The organism is Kribbella sp. NPDC051952 (assembly GCF_040680855.1).
Taxonomy (GTDB): Bacteria; Actinomycetota; Actinomycetes; order Propionibacteriales; family Kribbellaceae; genus Kribbella.
The window spans coordinates 303,949-321,159 of record NZ_JBFAXQ010000003.1 but is presented as its reverse complement, the minus strand read 5'-3'; the positions used below and the strand labels follow the sequence as shown (position 1 = coordinate 321,159).

General features: G+C 68.6%; 16 protein-coding genes. 4 read left to right on the top strand and 12 right to left on the bottom strand.

Features of this window, described 5'->3' with window-relative positions:
* Positions 1-12: 12 nt before the first annotated feature.
* Both AB0L70_RS08580 and AB0L70_RS08575 read right to left on the bottom strand, forming a co-directional pair.
* The gene (locus AB0L70_RS08580) at positions 13-156 is read right to left on the bottom strand and encodes a hypothetical protein (protein ID WP_363681515.1); all 144 of its coding nucleotides are present in this window, start codon (positions 154-156) and stop codon (positions 13-15) included.
* Positions 153-953 carry a methyltransferase gene (locus AB0L70_RS08575; protein WP_363681513.1) on the bottom strand — a complete coding sequence of 267 codons (801 nt, stop codon included), beginning with the start codon at positions 951-953 and terminating at the stop codon, positions 153-155. The genes AB0L70_RS08580 and AB0L70_RS08575 overlap by 4 nt, the downstream gene beginning before the upstream one ends.
* Before the next feature lie 28 nt (positions 954-981).
* Here AB0L70_RS08575 and AB0L70_RS08570 point away from each other — a divergent pair, with 28 nt between their 5' ends.
* The gene (locus tag AB0L70_RS08570; protein WP_363681511.1) at positions 982-2,469 is read left to right on the top strand and encodes a PLP-dependent aminotransferase family protein; all 1,488 of its coding nucleotides are present in this window, start codon (positions 982-984) and stop codon (positions 2,467-2,469) included.
* A gap of 83 nt (positions 2,470-2,552) precedes the next feature.
* Here the strand turns inward: AB0L70_RS08570 and AB0L70_RS08565 are convergent, their stop codons facing one another.
* Both AB0L70_RS08565 and AB0L70_RS08560 read right to left on the bottom strand, forming a co-directional pair.
* Complete coding sequence (locus AB0L70_RS08565; RefSeq protein WP_363681509.1) at positions 2,553-3,521, bottom strand: hypothetical protein; 969 nt, start codon at positions 3,519-3,521, stop codon at positions 2,553-2,555.
* Positions 3,522-3,533: 12 nt separating this feature from the next.
* Positions 3,534-4,820 carry an MFS transporter gene (locus AB0L70_RS08560; RefSeq protein ID WP_363681507.1) on the bottom strand — a complete coding sequence of 429 codons (1,287 nt, stop codon included), beginning with the start codon at positions 4,818-4,820 and terminating at the stop codon, positions 3,534-3,536.
* 143 nt (positions 4,821-4,963) lie between these two features.
* On the opposite strand from AB0L70_RS08560, the gene AB0L70_RS08555 reads away from it, so the two are divergent.
* Positions 4,964-5,767 (top strand): hypothetical protein, encoded by an 804-nt coding sequence (locus AB0L70_RS08555; protein ID WP_363681505.1) that lies wholly within the window; start codon positions 4,964-4,966, stop codon positions 5,765-5,767.
* Between the two features lie 166 nt (positions 5,768-5,933).
* Here the strand turns inward: AB0L70_RS08555 and AB0L70_RS08550 are convergent, their stop codons facing one another.
* Positions 5,934-6,272, bottom strand: a complete 339-nt coding sequence (locus AB0L70_RS08550) for a sterol carrier family protein (protein ID WP_363681819.1) — start codon at positions 6,270-6,272, stop codon at positions 5,934-5,936.
* Between the two features lie 88 nt (positions 6,273-6,360).
* Here AB0L70_RS08550 and AB0L70_RS08545 point away from each other — a divergent pair, with 88 nt between their 5' ends.
* On the top strand, positions 6,361-6,987 hold the full coding sequence (locus AB0L70_RS08545) for a hypothetical protein (protein ID WP_363681503.1): 627 nt from the start codon (positions 6,361-6,363) through the stop codon (positions 6,985-6,987).
* Here the strand turns inward: AB0L70_RS08545 and AB0L70_RS08540 are convergent.
* From AB0L70_RS08540 to AB0L70_RS08510, 7 genes are all read right to left on the bottom strand, one after another.
* On the bottom strand, positions 6,984-8,525 hold the full coding sequence (locus tag AB0L70_RS08540; RefSeq protein ID WP_363681501.1) for an alpha/beta hydrolase: 1,542 nt from the start codon (positions 8,523-8,525) through the stop codon (positions 6,984-6,986). The genes AB0L70_RS08545 and AB0L70_RS08540 overlap by 4 nt on opposite strands.
* Positions 8,522-9,532, bottom strand: a complete 1,011-nt coding sequence (gene ricT, locus AB0L70_RS08535) for a regulatory iron-sulfur-containing complex subunit RicT (RefSeq protein WP_363681817.1) — start codon at positions 9,530-9,532, stop codon at positions 8,522-8,524. The genes AB0L70_RS08540 and ricT overlap by 4 nt, the downstream gene beginning before the upstream one ends.
* Positions 9,533-9,575: 43 nt before the next feature.
* The gene (locus AB0L70_RS08530) at positions 9,576-10,592 is read right to left on the bottom strand and encodes a DUF4190 domain-containing protein (RefSeq protein ID WP_363681499.1); all 1,017 of its coding nucleotides are present in this window, start codon (positions 10,590-10,592) and stop codon (positions 9,576-9,578) included.
* A gap of 34 nt (positions 10,593-10,626) precedes the next feature.
* On the bottom strand, positions 10,627-11,295 hold the full coding sequence (locus AB0L70_RS08525) for a DUF4190 domain-containing protein (RefSeq protein ID WP_363681497.1): 669 nt from the start codon (positions 11,293-11,295) through the stop codon (positions 10,627-10,629).
* Between the two features lie 125 nt (positions 11,296-11,420).
* A complete protein-coding gene (locus tag AB0L70_RS08520) occupies positions 11,421-12,593 on the bottom strand; it encodes a DNA polymerase III subunit delta' (RefSeq protein ID WP_363681495.1) in 1,173 nt (390 codons plus the stop codon).
* Positions 12,593-14,575, bottom strand: coding sequence for a dTMP kinase (tmk, locus tag AB0L70_RS08515; protein ID WP_363681493.1), 1,983 nt, complete (start codon positions 14,573-14,575; stop codon positions 12,593-12,595). Before tmk ends, AB0L70_RS08520 begins: the two co-directional genes overlap by 1 nt.
* Positions 14,576-14,584: 9 nt before the next feature.
* Positions 14,585-15,685: a pyridoxal phosphate-dependent aminotransferase gene (locus tag AB0L70_RS08510; protein WP_363681491.1), complete on the bottom strand. Its 1,101-nt coding sequence runs from the start codon at positions 15,683-15,685 to the stop codon at positions 14,585-14,587.
* Positions 15,686-15,748: 63 nt separating this feature from the next.
* On the opposite strand from AB0L70_RS08510, the gene AB0L70_RS08505 reads away from it, so the two are divergent.
* Entirely contained in the window at positions 15,749-17,164 is a 1,416-nt protein-coding gene (locus AB0L70_RS08505; RefSeq protein WP_363681489.1) for a PLP-dependent aminotransferase family protein, read from the top strand.
* Positions 17,165-17,211 lie beyond the last annotated feature (47 nt).

Sequence of the window (17,211 nt, the reverse complement as noted above, 5' to 3'; positions counted from 1 at the left end):
TTCATGAACTGGTCAGCTGAGTGCCCGCAGATCGGCGACGAGCCGTTCCAGATCCCGGTCGGGCACACCGTTGTACGACGTCGTCCGCACCTGCCGGCGCTGGTTGCGATTGAGTCCCCGGCAGATCAGTACGACGAACGCCAGCAGGGTGATCATCTTCGTCCCACCGCCTTGAAGAACGTGTAGTGGAAGGTGCCGCCGGACTCGGCAGCCTTCTCCAGATCGCGGATCCCGGCGGCCCATTCGGTCGGGGTGCGCAGGCCGGCGGCGATGGCGCGGTCGCGGACGGACTCGACCATCGCGATGAACGTCTTCCGGGTGAAGCCGTCGACCAGGTGCGGGAGGGTCTCATCGGCATACACGGTGCAGGGGTGGGTGTGGACGTCGTCGTACCCGGCGTCGGCGAGGAGCGGCTGGAGTCGCCGGCCGATCAGGGAGTCGCCACCGGCTTCGGCTTGAAGGTCGATCAGGCAGTTGATGACGGCCTGCGCGTGTTCGCTGCGCGGGTGGAAGAACGCCGACTCGTGGTCGCCCTCGATCACGGTGATCGTCCCGCCGGGCTTGAGGTGCTGACGGAGGCGGGTGAGCGTCTCGTGCGGGTCGGGCACGTGCTCGAGCACGAAGCAGAGGAAGACGTGATCGAACAGCTCGTCCGGGAGCGCGTGCAGATCGGCCAGCCGCCACTCCACGGTGACGTCTGGAGCGATGGCCGCTACTCGGGCTTTGGCTTGGGTCAATGATTCTTCGGAGATGTCGACGGAGACGAGGTCGATCCCGGGGCTCCGGGTGATCAGCTGGACCGTCTGGGCACCGACTCCGCAGCCTGCTTCGAGGACGCGGCTGCCGGGTGCGTAGTTGGTGCCGCCATGAAGGAGATCGGCCAGCGTCTGCGCCTGGTCGGTCAGCCGGCGCGTCTCCGCCGGGGTGTAGCCGTGTACGTAGTCGGTTCCCATACCTCCACGGTGCCGTCACAATGGTCCTGTGGACAGGTCCAATCAAGACCAAACTGGTAGGTCCAATGGACCGGTAGGTGCCGACTTCCTCCAGCTGAACCCGGCCGAGGCTCCGGCGGGCGGACTGGCGGACTGGCTCACCGAACGCCTCCGCGCCGCGATCTCCGACGGTCGCCTCCCCATCGGCAGCCGCCTCCCCGCCACCCGGGTCCTGGCCGCCGAACTCCACATCTCTCGAGGCGTAGTCACCGAGTCCTACCAACGCCTAACCGAAGACGGCCAACTAGCCGGTCAGGGCCGCGCGGGCACCATCGTCGTCGCCACGCCCACCAGATCCCCCGACCAGTCCACGCGCACCACGGCCCAGGTCCCACGGATTGCCAGGGTTGCCGAGGCACCTGGGTTGGATGTGTTCGACAGTCTGCGGGCGATCCCAGCTCGGATTGACCTCACGCCGGGGGTGCCGGATCTGGCGGCCTTCCCGCGGGCGGCCTGGCTACGAGCTGAGCGGGGAGTGTTGAAGGAACTGGGGTCCGCGGAGTTCGGCTACGGCGACCCGGCCGGGACGCCCACCCTCCGACGCGCCGTCGCCAACTGGCTGGCGCGCAACCGCGGCATCACCGCCAACCCGGACGACCTGATCATCGTCGCCGGCGTCTCTCAAGCGATCGGCCTGGTCGCCCAAGCCCTCACCCAACGCGGCATCGGCGAGATCGCGGTCGAGGACCCGGGCTCACTCGGCTCCCGCCAGCACCTACAGAACTGGGGCCTCAGCACCCGTCCCATCCCGGTCGACGCGAACGGCCTCCGCGTCGACCTCCTCCGCGAATCCAAAGCCCAAGTGGTCATGGCAACTCCGGCCCACCACTTCCCCACCGGCGTCGTACTAGAAGGGGAACGACGCCGCGAGCTGATCCAATGGGCAGCCGACGGCGGCCTGATCCTCGAGGACGACTACGACGCCGAACACCGCTACGACCGCCCGCCGGTCCCCGCCCTGCGCGCCATGCTGGCCGACCAGGTCATCTACGCCGGCAGCGTCTCCAAGCTGCTGGCTCCCTCGCTCCGGATCGGCTGGATGCTCCCACCCCCGCAGTACAAGAACGCGCTCATCCGCCTCAAGCGCCTGGCCGACCTCGGCAACGCCGCCCTGCCCCAGCTGACCCTCGCCCACCTGATGGAATCCGGTGAACTGGAACGCCAGCTCCGCTTCCTCCGCCGCCGCCACCGGACCCGTCGCGACGCCATGGTCGCCGCCATCACCAACTACTTGCCTAAAGCAACCGTTCACGGCGCGGCGGCCGGCCTCCACCTCACCATCACCTTCGACGACACCACCAACGACATCGAACTGGCCGCAACCGCCCTCCAGCAGGGCATCAAGGCCCACCCCCTCTCCTGGCACTGCCAGCTCCCGCACGCCCCCGGCCTCGTCCTCGGCTACGCCGCCCGCACCCCCACCGAAATCACCGAAGCCATCGCCACCATCGCCGACTGCGTACCTAAGAACAGGTAGTAGTCCCCTCCGCCGCTCCACCCCACGCCTGACCGACCGGCCCAGACCCCGAATCAGCCGACTACTACCTGTCCTTAGGTACGTCAGCGGGTGTACAGCGAGGACATTGCCAGGGCGAACTGGGTCATCAGGTCCGGGTTGATTGCCCGCGCCGGCAGCGGAACCAAGTCGACCAGCTTGTCGTCGCCGACCCGGATCGTGGTCCGCCCGGTGGCGGTATCGACGTATCCCTCGTCGCCCAGCGGGATCGGCTGTGAGGTCGACGCCTTCCGGATCGACGTCATCAACGCCTTCGCGTTCGGAGTACGGCGTACCGAGGTCGACAGCACGCTGGCCGGGTTCACCCACCCGCAGACCAGGTCGCCGAGCAGGGTCTGCCCGTCCCGGCGGATCATCGCCGGCGCGCCCATCGCCCTCTCCGCCGCGGACGAACCACGGTCACATTCGGACCGCGTGATCTGCGGCGCCGCCTCAGGCAACCCGGGCGCCTGCCGGACGACTTCCTGCCCGAGTACGACGTACTTCGCCAGCGTCGCCGGCGGTCCACTCACCTTGTACAACCGCCCACCCAGCAGGAACACCACAAACGTGGGCGTGCCGTACCCGCCCTCACCCACCAGGGCAGGCTTGGCCGGCAGACCCTTCGTCGCCGCGTACGCCTTCTGCGTTGCCGCCAACGTCGCCTTAGTTGCCGGAAGCACCGAAATCCCGACCCGCAGGACCGCCCCGTTCGGACTCGCGCTGAGCGCCAACTGACAGACGTCGTACGTCGGCAGCCCGAACTCGGCCGGAATCGGCTTCGGCTGGATCTGCACGACCGGCACGGCCAGCGTCGACTGAACCAACGTTTGATCCATCCGCACACATAACGTGTCCGCGACCTTCGACGTGGCGGGACTGCTGGGCGTCTCCGAGGGAGTGGGGGACGGCGTCTCCGAAGGAGTGCTCACCGAGACCAGCGGCGGAACGTTGGGAGCGTTCTCCTGTCCAGGGCCGCTGCACCCGGCGACGGCCAACAGACCGGCGACGACCATTACCGCTCGGATACGCATGATGACCCGACTCTAACTTGCGGTACGGAGTTCCCTTTCCCGTACCGCGTGTTCGTCGGTACGGGCGTCGTACCGCCAGAACTCACGCAACCACACGGCCGTCCCCATCACCCCGATGACACACAGGGCGCCGCCGCTGACGATCGCCGTCCGGACCCCGGTGAGGTCCGCGACGAGACCCGAGCGCGCCTGTCCGCCCAGCGGGCCGAGGGAGTACCCGAGCATCTCGATCCCCGCCAGCCGGCCACGCATCTCGTCCGGGATCGTCTGGTTCCAGATCACCGACCGGAACAGCACCGACACCATGTCCGCACCCCCGGCGAGGGCGAAGAACCCGATCGCGAACCAGATATTCGGCGCCAGTCCGGCAATTCCGACCGCAGCACCCCAACACATGGTCGCGATGACGACGGCCCGCCCCTGGTGATGCACGTGTTTGGCCCACCCGCTGGTGAGGCTCGCGCACATCGCCCCGATCGCTTCCGCGCTGTAGAGGAGACCGAGCAGTTTCGGTTCCTTCAGGATCTCGGTGGCGAACGCCGGGAACAGCACGATCGGCATCGCCAGGAACATGCCGACCATGTCGACCAGGTACGTCGCGAGCAGGTCCTTCCGGCGGAACGCGTAGACGATCCCGCCGCCGATCGCGCGCAGGCTCGGTGGCGTGCTGTGCTCGCTGGACTTGTACGGGCGAAGTCCGACGTACATCAGCGTCGCCCCGATGATCCCGGTGAGCTCGACCGCGAACGCCCAGGTCACCCCGACCGATCCGACCAGGACCCCGCCCAGCGCGGGGCCGGCGAGTTGACCGATCTGCCCCATCAGCGAGCTGAGCGCGACCGCGGCGGGCAGCTCCGCGTGCTTCACCACCCGCGGGAGCAGAGCCTCCCGCGACGGCCGCTGCAAGGACGTCGCGACCGCGTTCAGGCCGCCGCAGACGTAGATCAGCCAGACCTGGGGGTTGTCGAGCAACGTGTTGCCGAGCATCGCCGCCGAGATCACCACCTGCGCGATTCCGGTGCCGATCAGCATCTTGCGGCGATCCACGTGGTCCGCGAGGGCGCCGCCGTACAGGCCGAACACGACGAGTGGCGCGATCGTCACCAGACCCATCGCACCGACGGCGAAGTTCGATCCGGTCAGTTGGTACAGCTGGTACGGCAGCGCGACGTACCCGACCATGCCGCCGAGGAAGAAGATCGAGCCCGAGATCAGCAGGATGCGGAAATCGCGGGAGGCACGCCACGGAGTCAGATCGACACGAAGCCGGGCCAGCCCCGCGCGGAAACTTGCTGCCACTGGCACATAGTGACATCCCGGTCCCCTCGGGAAGAACCTTTTTGTCCTTACCGTGAGATCGAGTGGTTGCTTGCGGCGCCAATCCTCGCGGGTCCGGAATCGGTCCGGCCCCGATCTGGTGAGAAGACGGAGAAACCAACCGCATGATCTCGATCAAGTCCGTGCGCACCAAGGCGCTCGCCACCCTCGTCGCGGGGGTTGCCGCCGGTGCCACCTTGCTCGTTCCTTCGGCCGCACAAGCATCCGGTACGACGACAACCGCGGCGACGGCGCCGACCGCGCTCAACAACCTGCTGCTGTCCGGCCAGAGCCTCAAGCCCGGACAGTTCCGGCGGTCCGCGAACAACCTCTACACGCTGCGGATGCAGACCGACGGCAACGCCGTACTGATCAAGGGCCGGACCGCGATCTGGGGCACGATGACCAACCGCAAGTCGTCGTCGCTGGTGATGCAGCGCGACGGCAACCTGGTCGTCATCTCCGGCCGGACCGTGGTCTGGGCGAGCAACACCGCCGGCAGCACCGGCGCCAAGCTCGCCGTCCAGGACGACTCCAACCTGGTCCTCTACAACGTCCGCAACAAGGCGGTCTGGACCCGCGCGATGGTCCTCGGCACGCTCGGTCCGAACCGGGCCTTGAAGGCCGGCCAGGCACTGTTCTCCACCAACCGGATCTACCGGCTGATGATGCAGACCGACGGCAACCTGGTGCTGGTGAAGAACGGCAAGACCGCGCTCTGGGGCACGGGCACCGGCAAGAACCCGGGCGCCTGGGTGGTCATGCAGAGCGACGGCAATCTGATCGTCTACACGGCCGCGAACAAGCCGCTGTGGTCCAGCAAGACCGCCATCCGGACCGGTTCGGTCCTGCAGATGCTGAACACCGGCAACGCCGTCATCGTCCATGGCCGCACCACCGTGTGGGCCACCAACACCGCCGGTCGCTGACCCGACCGGCAGCACCAATGAGCCGCGGCATCCTGGGGGTGCCGCGGCTCAGTGCTGTCCGCAGCCTGCCCGCTCTACGTTGCACGGTCTGGGCGAGTAACACAGCCGGTCGTTGATCGTTTGAACTCTGGGCCGCGGTATCCCGGGCGGGGGTGCCGCGGTCCCTTCATGCCAGCGGCAGGTAGGAACTCAGGTCGGTGCGTTCGCCACTCGCGCGCAACTTCCCGCTGAAACGGGCGTCGGCCCACGCGATCCGGCCGAGAGCCAGGTCGATCCAGAGGTCGGGCGGCATCTCCACCACCGCGCCCGGCGTACCACGGGTGTGTCGCGGACCTTCGATGCACTGCACCGCGCCGTACGGCGGAACGCGCACCTCGACCGCGTGTCCGGGAGCCTTCGCGACCAGGCGTTTCAGCAATTCCTTGGTGAGCAGCTTGAGGTCGGCGCGTTCCGCCGTACCGTCGTCATAGCGCTGTAAGGCCTGGTGAAAACCCGGGTCGTGCATGTCCACGACGTGCCAGCGTACGCGGCGGTTTGCGGAGACGCCCCTTTCGTCGGGGATAATCGGCCCGGAGACAGGAAGCGAGGTCGGGATGCTCACGCCCAGGCACCAGGCGCTGCTGATGACGCTGGCGGGAATGACCGTCGGCGTAGCCGTGTTCGGCGGGGTCCTCGCCTTCAACGGCAATCCGCTGGCTGGTGACGACACGCCCGCCGCGGTGAACAGTCAACCGACGCCGAGTACGTCGGTGCGAGGCGACGGGCTCCAACCTGACTCCTTGCAGTACACCCTGCAGACCTTCGGTACCGCGAAGGATCCGGTCGCAGCTGAGGTCCCGACCGGGTGGAAGAGCTCGCAGGACGGCACGCGACCGCGGTTCTCGGACCCGACCGGCGTCTGGCAGATCCGGTTCGACACGCGAGGGAGCAAGAAGAGCCCGGATCAGCTCGTCGACGAGCGGTTCCGCAGCATCGACGAGCGCGATCTCAAGCTGATCAGCCGCGACAACGGCACCCTCGTCTACACGTACACCGACAAGGCGCGTGGACCGCGAATGGGCCTGTCCCGCTGGGTCTCCGCGGACAGCGGTGAGACGTCCGCGGTCGAGATCACCGTCGGCGGCCGCCCCCAGGACGAGGCCGCCCTCCGCGCGATCCTCCAACACGCCACCGACAGCCTGCAGCTCCCGCCGTCAGCCGGCGATACGCGACCCAACTAGCACTTGATGTCGGCGGTTGGGGCCGAACCGGTGAGCAGGAAGTTCTCGACGGTGCCGTCGACGCAGGCGTTGCCCGCTTTGTAGCCGGTGTGGCCGTCGCCGTCGCGGGTGACCAGGACACCGTTTTCCAACTGGTGCGCGAGTCCGACGGCCCACGCGTACGGCGTGGCCGGGTCGCGGGTGGTGCCGACGACCAGGATCGGCTTCGTCCCCGGCGCCTTGATCGCGTGCGGCGTGCCCGCGGCCTTCACCGGCCAGTTCACGCAGCCGATCGACGACCAGAGCATGTACTGCCCGAACCGCGGTGACGCGGCCTCGTACGTCGGCACCTCCGCCTTGATCTGCGCGACCGAGGTGTAGTCGGGCTTGTCCAGGCAGTTCACCGCGATGATCGCTTCGTTGGCGTTGTCGGCGTACCCGGACGGCTTCCGCTCGGTGTACTGGTCCGCGAGGGCCTGCAACCGGGAGCCGTTGCCGGCCAGCCCGTCGAGCACCGCGTCCTCGAGCTGCGGCCAGAACTGCTTCAGGTACAGCGGGAAGATGACCCCCAGGAGCACGATCGCCTGGGTGACCTCGCGCTTGCCGTCGCCGGGCAGCGGCTTCGCGTCGCTGTCCCTGAGCAGCTGGTCGATCTTCCCGAGCACCTCGTCCTTGGTGCTCCCCAGCCGGCAGGACCGCTGCGCGCAGTCCTCGGCGAACGCGTCGAGCGCGGTGTCGAAGCCCTTCGCCTGCGCCATCCCCATCTGCTTCGTGGTCAGCGACGGGTCGACCGCACCGTCGAGCACGAGCCGGCCGACGTTCTTCGGGAAGAGTTCGGCGTACGTCGCACCCAGGTAGGTGCCGTACGAGGCGCCGAAGTAGTTCAGCTGAGCGTCGCCGACGATCCCCCGCAGTACGTCGATGTCCCGGGCCGCGTCCTTGGTCGAGACATGTGGGAGCAGCTCACCGGAGCGTTGTTCACAGCCGTTCGCCATGATCTTCGCTTCGTTGTTCAGGTCCGCGACCTCGGCCTCGTTGTCCGGGCTGCCGTCGGTGGAGATGAACTTGTCCAGCTGGGCCGTGTCCAGGCAGCGCACGGGCGTGGATTCGCCGACACCGCGCGGGTCCCAGCCGATCACGTCGTACTTGCGCAGCAGCGACGCCCCGAACGCGAACCCGGCCGAGGCGGCGTACTCCTGCCCGGAGGCGCCTGGGCCGCCCGGGTTGATGAACAGCGTGCCGATCTTCCCGGACCGGTCCCGGGCGAGCACCTTCCGCGCCCGCAGTTCGATCGTCTGGCCGGTCGGCTTGGAGTAGTCCAGCGGCACGGTGATCGTCGCGCACTGCTGGTTGCTGCCGCAGCGTTCCCAGTCCGGCTGCTGCTGGTAGAACTTCTCCAGCCCGGCCGGAATGGGTCCCACCGGACCCTTGGACGGATTGCCACCCGGCCCGGAGGTCGCCGTACCCCCGTCCGCGTCCTGCGCGCGGCTCGCCACCCCACATCCACTCGCCAGGACCGCCAGAGCGGCGACCAGAACGGTTGTCCTGCGGAATCTCACTGCGGGGTGTCTCCTTCGTCGTGATGCAGACGGCGACGCCGGCGCGGCTTCCGTTTGCGCCGCTCCTCCGTGGTCTCCGCCCCTGCTTCCGTCTCGGCCTCAGCCTCGGGAACCTCAGCCGCTGGGACCTCGGGTTCTGCTGGTACGGCGTCGACCTCGAGCGGTGGTGCGTCCGGGGTCGTCGTGTCGGACGCCTCGTACTGCTGCCGCGGCGAGCACACGTCCGCGCGGCTGCACGCACAGCGCCGGCCGGACGCGGCCAACCGGACCACCACGGTGTCGCTCGGTACGTTGTGCCCGACCACCACTCCATCACCCGCGGGGGTCTCCACCTGGGTCCCGGTCGCCGGCGCCTTCGCGTTGAACTCCTGGTAGAGCGGATGCTCGTACTTGAGGCAGCACATCAGCCGCCCACACGCGCCGGAGATCTTCAGCGGGTTCAAGGGCAGATCCTGGTCCTTCGCCATCCGTACGCTGACCGGCTCGAAGTCCTTCAGGAACGTCGCGCAGCACAGATCCCGCCCACACGGCCCGATCCCGCCCTGCAGCCGGGCCTCGTCCCGCGCGCCGACCTGCCGCAGCTCGATCCGGGCTCGCAGCCCACGGGCCAGATCCCGCACCAGCTCGCGGAAATCCACCCGGTGCGGCGCAGAGAAGTACACGATCACCAGCTGGTCGACATCCGCCCGGCGATCGACGAAATCGATCCCGACCACCTTCATCGGCAACCCGTGCTGCCGGATCGTCCGCTTCGCGATCACCCGCGCGTCGGCACGCCGCTGCCGGTTCTGCTCGTCCCGATCCAGGTCCGCGGCGGTGGCGATGCCCTCACACAGCGGCAGCCCGCCGATCTCCTCGGTGACGTACTGCGGTGCCCACACACACTCTGCCACCTCGGGCCCGTCATCGGTCGGGACCAGCACCTTCTCCCCGACACGCGGACGATGCGGGCCGGGGTCCAGGTAGTACAGCCGCCCATACCGCTCGAACGACACCGCCATCACCATGCCCACCGCGCCAGAGTACTTGCACAACCACCTTCCCGGCGTACTACCTGCGGCTGTTCCTGACGCTTCCGGTGAGGTCTTCGCCGGGTGGGCCGTAGGCGGCGCAGATGACCAGGCGGTCTTCGTCTTCCCAGAGGTCCTGGTCGGGGGTCCACCAGGCCAGGTCCAGTTCGGACTTGTCCATGGTGTTGCCGACGTACTTGGCGAAGTCGCCGGCGCAGCCGGACTTGGCGGCTTTGACGACGTTCTTGTCGCCGGGGTACGGGCCTTCGGGGAGGGTGATGTTCGAGATGATCTCGCCGTCGTGGGCCTGTGGGCAGGGGCGGCGGACCACCTCGCCCTCGTCGTCGCCGTCGTCGAAACACTCGCCGACGGCCAGTGCGTCGACGTCCACCGCGGAACCGGAGGAGGTCGAGCCGGGGCCGGACGAACCGTAGTCGCCCTCGCTGCCGCTGCCGAGCACGATCATGAACGCGATGAGGGCCAGATAGCCGAGCGTGATGAGCGAACCGATCACCAGGCCGGCGATCGCCATCCCCTTGCCGCTTTCCTGGCGCTTGCGGAGCTGCACGAGCGCGGCGATGCCGAGGCCGATCGCCACCGGCGCGCCGAACGGGATCACGAGCCCGCCGAGTCCAGTCGCGAGCGCCGCGGTCGCCAGGCCATTGGTTCCACGGGACTGCCCCGGATACCCGTAGCCATACGCGTACGGCGCCGGCGGCTGACCGTACGGCGCCGGATACTGCGCCGGCCCATACCCCTGCCCATACGGCGGTTGCTGCCCGGGAGGAGCCTGCTGCCCATAAGAAGGCTGCTGCCCGTACGGCGGTTGCTGTCCGGCCGGAGGCTGTTGCGGGGGCGGCGGTTGTTGCCCGGCAGGCTGACCGGGAGCTGCCCACTGAGTGCCTGGCTGCTGGGTCGGCAACTGCTGCGTAGGTTGCTGGGTCGGCAACTGCTGGGTGGCTTCCTCAGGACGGCCGTACGTCGGAAACGGCCGCGTACTGTCCTGCGGCCGGTCTTGTGGCCGGCCCGGGTCCGGGCCGTACGGTGGCTGCGCCATGCTCTCCCCCAACTGGCAACTGACGCCGGTACGACTATCGCTGTGAATCGCGCATGCTACCTGTCAGCTTCATCCCCGGCATCCCGACCAGGCACAGGACGTTGCCATCAGCAACGGCACGATTTTCCAGCACCACGTAGTACATGTCCAGCTCGGATTGCTCGTACGGCTTGCCGACGAAGGTGTTGAACGCGATCGCACACTGCTGGGTCGCGACCGTCCCGGTCTGCTCGGCGGACAGTCCGGTCAGGCTGGCGCGGACCTTCGCGTACGCCTCCCCGGTGTGCGCGACCGAACAGGTCGCGAGCCGGACCGACTTGAGCGCCTGGGCCTCCAGGTCCGCGTCGAAGCACCGCCCGACGTCGACCTGCGAGATCGCGACGGTCCGGCCGATCCCGGCCCGGCGCTCGACGTCGAGGCCGAGGGCGACCGCGACACCGATCGCGATGACCCAGCACAGGCTGACCACCAGAGCGCCGTACGCCAGCGCCTTGCCGCGACCGCCGGTCCGCTTGATCCGGCGCAGGGCGATCCCGGCCAGAACCACGGCGATCGGGACGAGTCCGGGCAGGCTCGTCACCAGCGCGGCCACGGCGTACCGGTCCTGTCGCTGCTGAGCCGGTGTCGGGACGCCGGCCAGCCAGGACTCGGCCGACGGCAGCGAGGGCCGCGCAGGCTGGATCGGTGGGGGCGGCTGGCTCATTCGGGTCCGTTCGGCAATCAATCGTGCCGAGCGATCTGTTTTGCCCGGACACACGGACATCGGACCCGCCGGTCTCGGTGTTACATCGGCTGACCAGTAATCGGACAGCAGTCTCGGAGTGTGACCTACCCCTCGAACAGCCCGATCGTCATCGCCTCGAGCGCGAGCAGGGGCGCGACATTCGTCTCGATCGCTTCGCGACAGGCAGCGATCGCGCCGATACGCCGAATCGTCTGTTCTGGCGTGGTTCTGGCCGCCAATTGCTCGATGTTGCGGTGCAGTTCGGCGTTGATCAGTTCGGTGCCGGCCTTGGTCTGCACGACCATCACATCCCGGTACAGCGCCATCAGATCAACCAGTGACCGGTCCAGCACGTCGCGTTCCCACCGCTTGGCGCGCGCCTTCTGCTGATCCTCGAGCTCCTTCAACGCGGCGTTCGCCTCGCGTGGCTTGGCGCCCTTGGTCCCGACACCGAGCGCCTGCTCGAGGGCGAGCCGCTCTTTCTCGTCGACCTTCTCCGCGCTGGCCTTCGCCTCTTCCTTCGCGGCCTCGACCAACTGCTGCGCTGACTTCAGGCAAGCACCGAGGTCGCGCAAGGCGAACGGAACCTCGAGCACCTTGGTCCGCCGCGCCCGCACTTCCTCGTCCCGTGCCAACGCCCGAGCCCGCCCGATGTGGCCTTGCGCAGCCCGCGCGGCGAATCCGGCCAGCTCCGGATCCACACCCAGCGTGCTGACCAGCATCTGCGCGACCGCGTCCACCGGCGGCGTCCGCAACACCAGCAGCCGGCACCGCGACCGGATCGTCGGTACGACGTCCTCCACCGTCGGCGCGCACAACACCCAGACGGTCCGCGGCGCGGGCTCCTCGATGCTCTTGAGCAGCGCGTCAGCGGCCTGCTCGGTCAAGCGATCCGCGTCCTCGACCACCATCACCTGCCACCGGCCCTGGGTCGGGCTCATCGCGGCCCGGCGAACCAGTTCACGGATCTCGCTGACGCGGATCGACAGCAATTCGGTGCGGATCAAGGAGACATCGGGGTGTGCTCCGCTGAGCGCCGTACGACATTCGTTGCACTCGCCGCAGCCTTGGTTGTTCTTGCACTGCAGAGCCGCTGCGAACGCCCGCCCCGCATTCGACCGGCCCGATCCAGGTGGTCCGGTGATCAGCCAGGCATGCGTCATCCCGGCAACCGCGGCGCCTCGCTCGCCCCGCATCCCGGCCTCGGCGCCCGCCACCGCCTTCGTCAGTACGGCGACAGCCGGCTCCTGCCCGACAAGGTCGTCCCAGACGGTCATCAGTTCACCTTCGGGAGGAGGGGTTGGAGCCGGGCGCGGATCTGCTTGGCGAGATCCTCACGATCCTGGGCCGCGTCGAGGACCAGGTAGTGCTGCGGTTCGGCGGCGGCCAGTTCGAGGAACGCGTTCCGGACCCGCTCGTGGAAGTCGTGTGACTGCGCCTCGATCCGGTCCCGCTCGGCGAAGCGACCGAGGCCGTGCTTCGGCGGCAGGTCGAGCAGGATGGTCAGGTTCGGCCGGAGGTCATCGGTCGCCCAGCGATTCACTCGCTCCACGTCACTCAGGTCCAGGTCCCGTCCGGATCCCTGATATGCCAGCGCGGAGTCGACGTACCGGTCGGTGATGACGACCGCGCCGGCCTTCAGCGCGGGCTTGATCACCGAATCCACGTGCTCGGCCTTGTCGGCGGCGTAGATCAGCGCCTCGGCGCGATGCGAGATGTCGCCGGTGGCCGGGTCCAGGACGATCTCCCGCAGCGTCTTGCCGAGCTCGGTCGCGCCCGGCTCGCGGGTGAGCAGGACCTGCTGCCCCTGCTCCTTGAGCCACTCGACCAGCAACGCGGACTGGGTCGACTTCCCAGCGCCCTCACCACCTTCGAGCGCGATGAACAGGCCGGTCGTCGGATACACGCCGGGTGTCTTGCCGAAACTGCGGCGCAGATCGCGCCAGAACGGGACACCGGGACGATCGTCCATCTGGCGCCAGGCGACCAGACCGATGACTCCGGCCACGATCGCGGCGATGAGCATCGTCATCGAGGCACCGTTGTAGGTGACCGACTTCTCAGCGACCGTGTACGTGTGCCGCCCGATCGCACCGGCCGCGAACGGCGCGATCGCCAGCGTCACAGCAAGAACAGTCCGTACGGCGGATTGCACGAAGGCGAAGGTCCGACCGCGAACCGCGTCCGGCACCTCGAGCCCGAGCAACGTGTACCCGGAGACCCAGGAAGCGCCGGCGCAGAACCCGAGCAGAATCGCGATCATCGTGGCGATCTCGATCTGCTGAATCAGAGCCAGCCCGGCCAGGCAGATCCCCGACCCGACCAGCCCGGCCGCGAACAACCGTCGCCGGGACAGACCCGAGAAGATCCGCGGCCCGAAGCCCATCCCGAGCGCGAGACCGCCGAAAACAGCCCCGAACAGTACGCCGTACCCCGGATCGCCGGCGCCGAGATCCTCGACGTACGTGCGACCGAGGCCGATCACGACCGCGCCCGCCGCGAACGCACCGGAGATCCCAACCACCAGACCCCGCACGACCGGCGTGCCCGTGACGTAGGACCAGCCCTCGACCATCGTCCGCCACAGCGTCGGGTGGTCGTCGTGCTCGTGGACCGCACGGCCGATCTCCGAGACCGAGATGATCGCGAAGGCCGAGATCACGAAGGTCGCGGCGTTCACGTACACAGCCAGGTCGATGGCGAAGTCGCCGGCCCAGCGGAACAGCAGCGTGATCGCGGTGAAGATGACCGCGGCCGGCAGCGCCGTCCCGTACGTCGTGATCAGGCTGATCTGGTTGGCGGCCTCGAGCCGGTGCCGGGGCACCAGGTTGGGCACGCTGGCGTCCTTGGCCGGACCCCAGATCAGGCTGACGATCTCGATCAGCACCGTTGCCACCAGCACCCAGGTGAGCGTGCCGACGATCGGGATGCTGACGAAGAACGCACCCCGGACCAGGTCGCCGATGATCATCGTCGACCGCCGGTTCAGCCGGTCCGCGATCCAGCCGGCCACCGGGCCCATCACCAGGGCCGGCAGGACGCGGAGGAACAGCACGCCGCCGATCGCGAAGTTGGCCGCCTGGTAGTCGTCACCGGCGAACGACTTCGCCATCGCGGTCAGCGCCAGCAGGCCGATCCAGTCACCGAGGCTGGACAGCCCGAACGCGATCCAGAGTCGCCGGAACGCCCGGATCCGCAACACCGCCCGCACGTCATGCGCCGGTGCAGGATCGGTCAACGGGTCATAAACCTCCGGCACACCGCAAGACTAGTGTGCGGCGTCGACAGCCTCGCGCAGCGCATCCAGCGCGACCTTCAACTCGCCCGGGGGCGGGAATCCGAACCCCAGCCGGAACACCCCGGGCTCGTCCCCGAACCAGTCGCCGTCGGCCAGCCGCACCCCCAGCTCGGCGGCAGCCCGCTGGAACCGGTCCAGGTCGACCGGCTGCTTGAACCGGACCGTGCACAATGCACCCGCATCCGGCCGGACCCACTCGATCACGTCGCTGTTGGCCCGCACCCACTCTTCTGTGATCGCCACACCTTCCGCGAGCAGAGCACGGCGTACGGCGAGGATCTCGTCCTCCCGCTCGAGCAGCCGGACGGCGAGCGCCTCGGTGACCGGGGACGCGGACACGACCGTGTTGAACTTCGCGGTCTTGAGCCGGTCGACCAGCTCCGCGTCGGTGCTGACGACCCAGCCGATCCGCAGGCCGGCCGCGCCGTGACACTTCGACAACGACGACACTGTCACCACCTTCGGACCCAGGCCTGCCGCAGTCGCCGCGACCGGATCATCGCCGTACGACGCGATCCGGTAGGTCTCGTCGACCATCAGGTACGCGTCCGGGCAGATCTCGGTCATCGCGGCGACGATCTCGCCGAGCGTCTCCCGCGGTACGGCGATGCCCGACGGGTTCTGTGGTGTCGTCAGGCTGACCAGTTTGGTGTCCGGCGTCAGCTGCGCGCGGACGGCCTCGGCGGTCAGGCGGTAGCCGTCGTCGAAGGTCAGCGGGACCACGCGGACATCGGCACCGATCGACGCGTAGGAGTTGCCGGTCGACGGGAACAGCGGCTGGGTCGTGACGACCTGCTCGCCGCGATCCACGAGCAGGTAGGCGAGCAGGAAGATCCCGTGCATCCCACCGACCGTGACCACGACCTGGTCCGGTAGTACGCCGTGCCGGTCGGCGATCGCGGTCCGCAGCCGGAGATCGCCGGGGGCGGTGCCGTAGGCGAGCTCGAGATCGGCCAGGTCCGGGGTCAGGAGGTCACCCAGGCGCAGGTCCGGTCCGTAGCTCTCCCCGAGGTCGTGACGGGGGTGGTCGGCGGTCAGGGACGCGATGTCGTTGCGGGGGAAGGTCGCCATGCCTCCATCGTCCGGACGATGCACTGGCGTCCCCAGAGCCAATCCGGCAGAATTGGTTCGCGAATGAGACCAATCGAGGTAGCAGAGCGATTGGGCCGCTGGTCATCCGGCCGCGGCCCGCTGTACGTGCTGCTCGCGGCCAGGCTCCGGCGGCTGATCGACGACGGTGAACTGCCCCCCGGAGTGCTGCTGCCACCGGACCGGGCTCTAGCCGGCGCACTGGCGGTCGGCCGGACCACAGTGGTCGCGGCGTACGACTTACTGCGCTCAGAGGGCCGCATCACCCGTCGGCAGGGCAGTGGGACACATGTTGCCGGTTGGACGAGCGCTGGGCCGGTTGAGGATGCGCCGGTGGATCCGATGTTCCTCGACTCGCTGGAGTCGCGGGATGACGGCGTACTGCTGGCTATCTGTGCCGCTCCGGGTGATCCGCCCCCGCAAGTCGCGGAGGCGTACGCGCAGATCGTCCCTGAGCTCGCGCGGATCACTGGTGACATCGGGTACTACCCGTTCGGCCATCCGGTCCTACGACAGGCTCTCGCGGACCGCTACACCGGGCGGGGCGTTCCGACCTGTCCCGACCAGGTGATGGTGACCAATGGAGGTCAGCAGGCACTGTCGCTGCTGGCCCATGCTTTGGTGTCGCCCGGTGACCAGGTGCTCGTCGAGGCCCCGACGTACCCGGGCGCGTTGGAGGCGTTCCGGGAGAAGGGCGCGGTACTGCGTGGTCTGCCGGTCGGACTGGATGGGTTCGAGGCGGCGGTGCGGGAGCGGCGTCCGGCGCTGGCCTATGTGATTCCGACGTACCAGAACCCGACCGGCTCGGTGCTGCCGTCCCTGGCACGGGAGCGGCTGGCCCGGGCTGCCGACGTACCCCTGATCGAGGACGAGGTGCCGGCGGACCTCGGCTTCCCAGGTACGACGCGACTCACACCGATGGCGGCGTACAGCGATGCCGTGATCTCGATCGGCTCACTCAGCAAGAGCATCTGGGGCGGACTCCGGATCGGCTGGATCCGCGCGTCCGCCCCACTCATCAACCGCCTGGCCCGCATCCGCGCCGTCCACGACCTGGGTGGCAACGTCCCCGCGCAACTGGCCGCCGCCCACCTACTACCTCAGCTGGACCGCGTGGGCCTGGCCGAAGAACTCCAAGCCCGCCACGACCACCTGCGCGGGCTCCTCACCCAGCACCTGCCCACCTGGGCCGTCCCGACCGTCACCGGCGGCCAGTGCCTTTGGGTCCGCCTCCCGTACGGCGACGGCGCCTCCTACGCCCAAACCGCCCTACGCCACGGCCTGGCCGTCCTCCCAGGCACCGGACTGGACGTCACCGGCCAAAGCGACGCCCACGTCCGCCTGCACTTCCGAGCCCGCCCCGACGAGCTGACCGAAGCCGTCACCCGCCTGACCACTGCCTGGCACGCCTACCACCCACCAGCCGACCGCGTCCATCCCCGGCCGGCCATCGCCATCTGAACCAGAGCGGACCTACGCCACTCATCAACCCGCTCGTTCGCCAACGG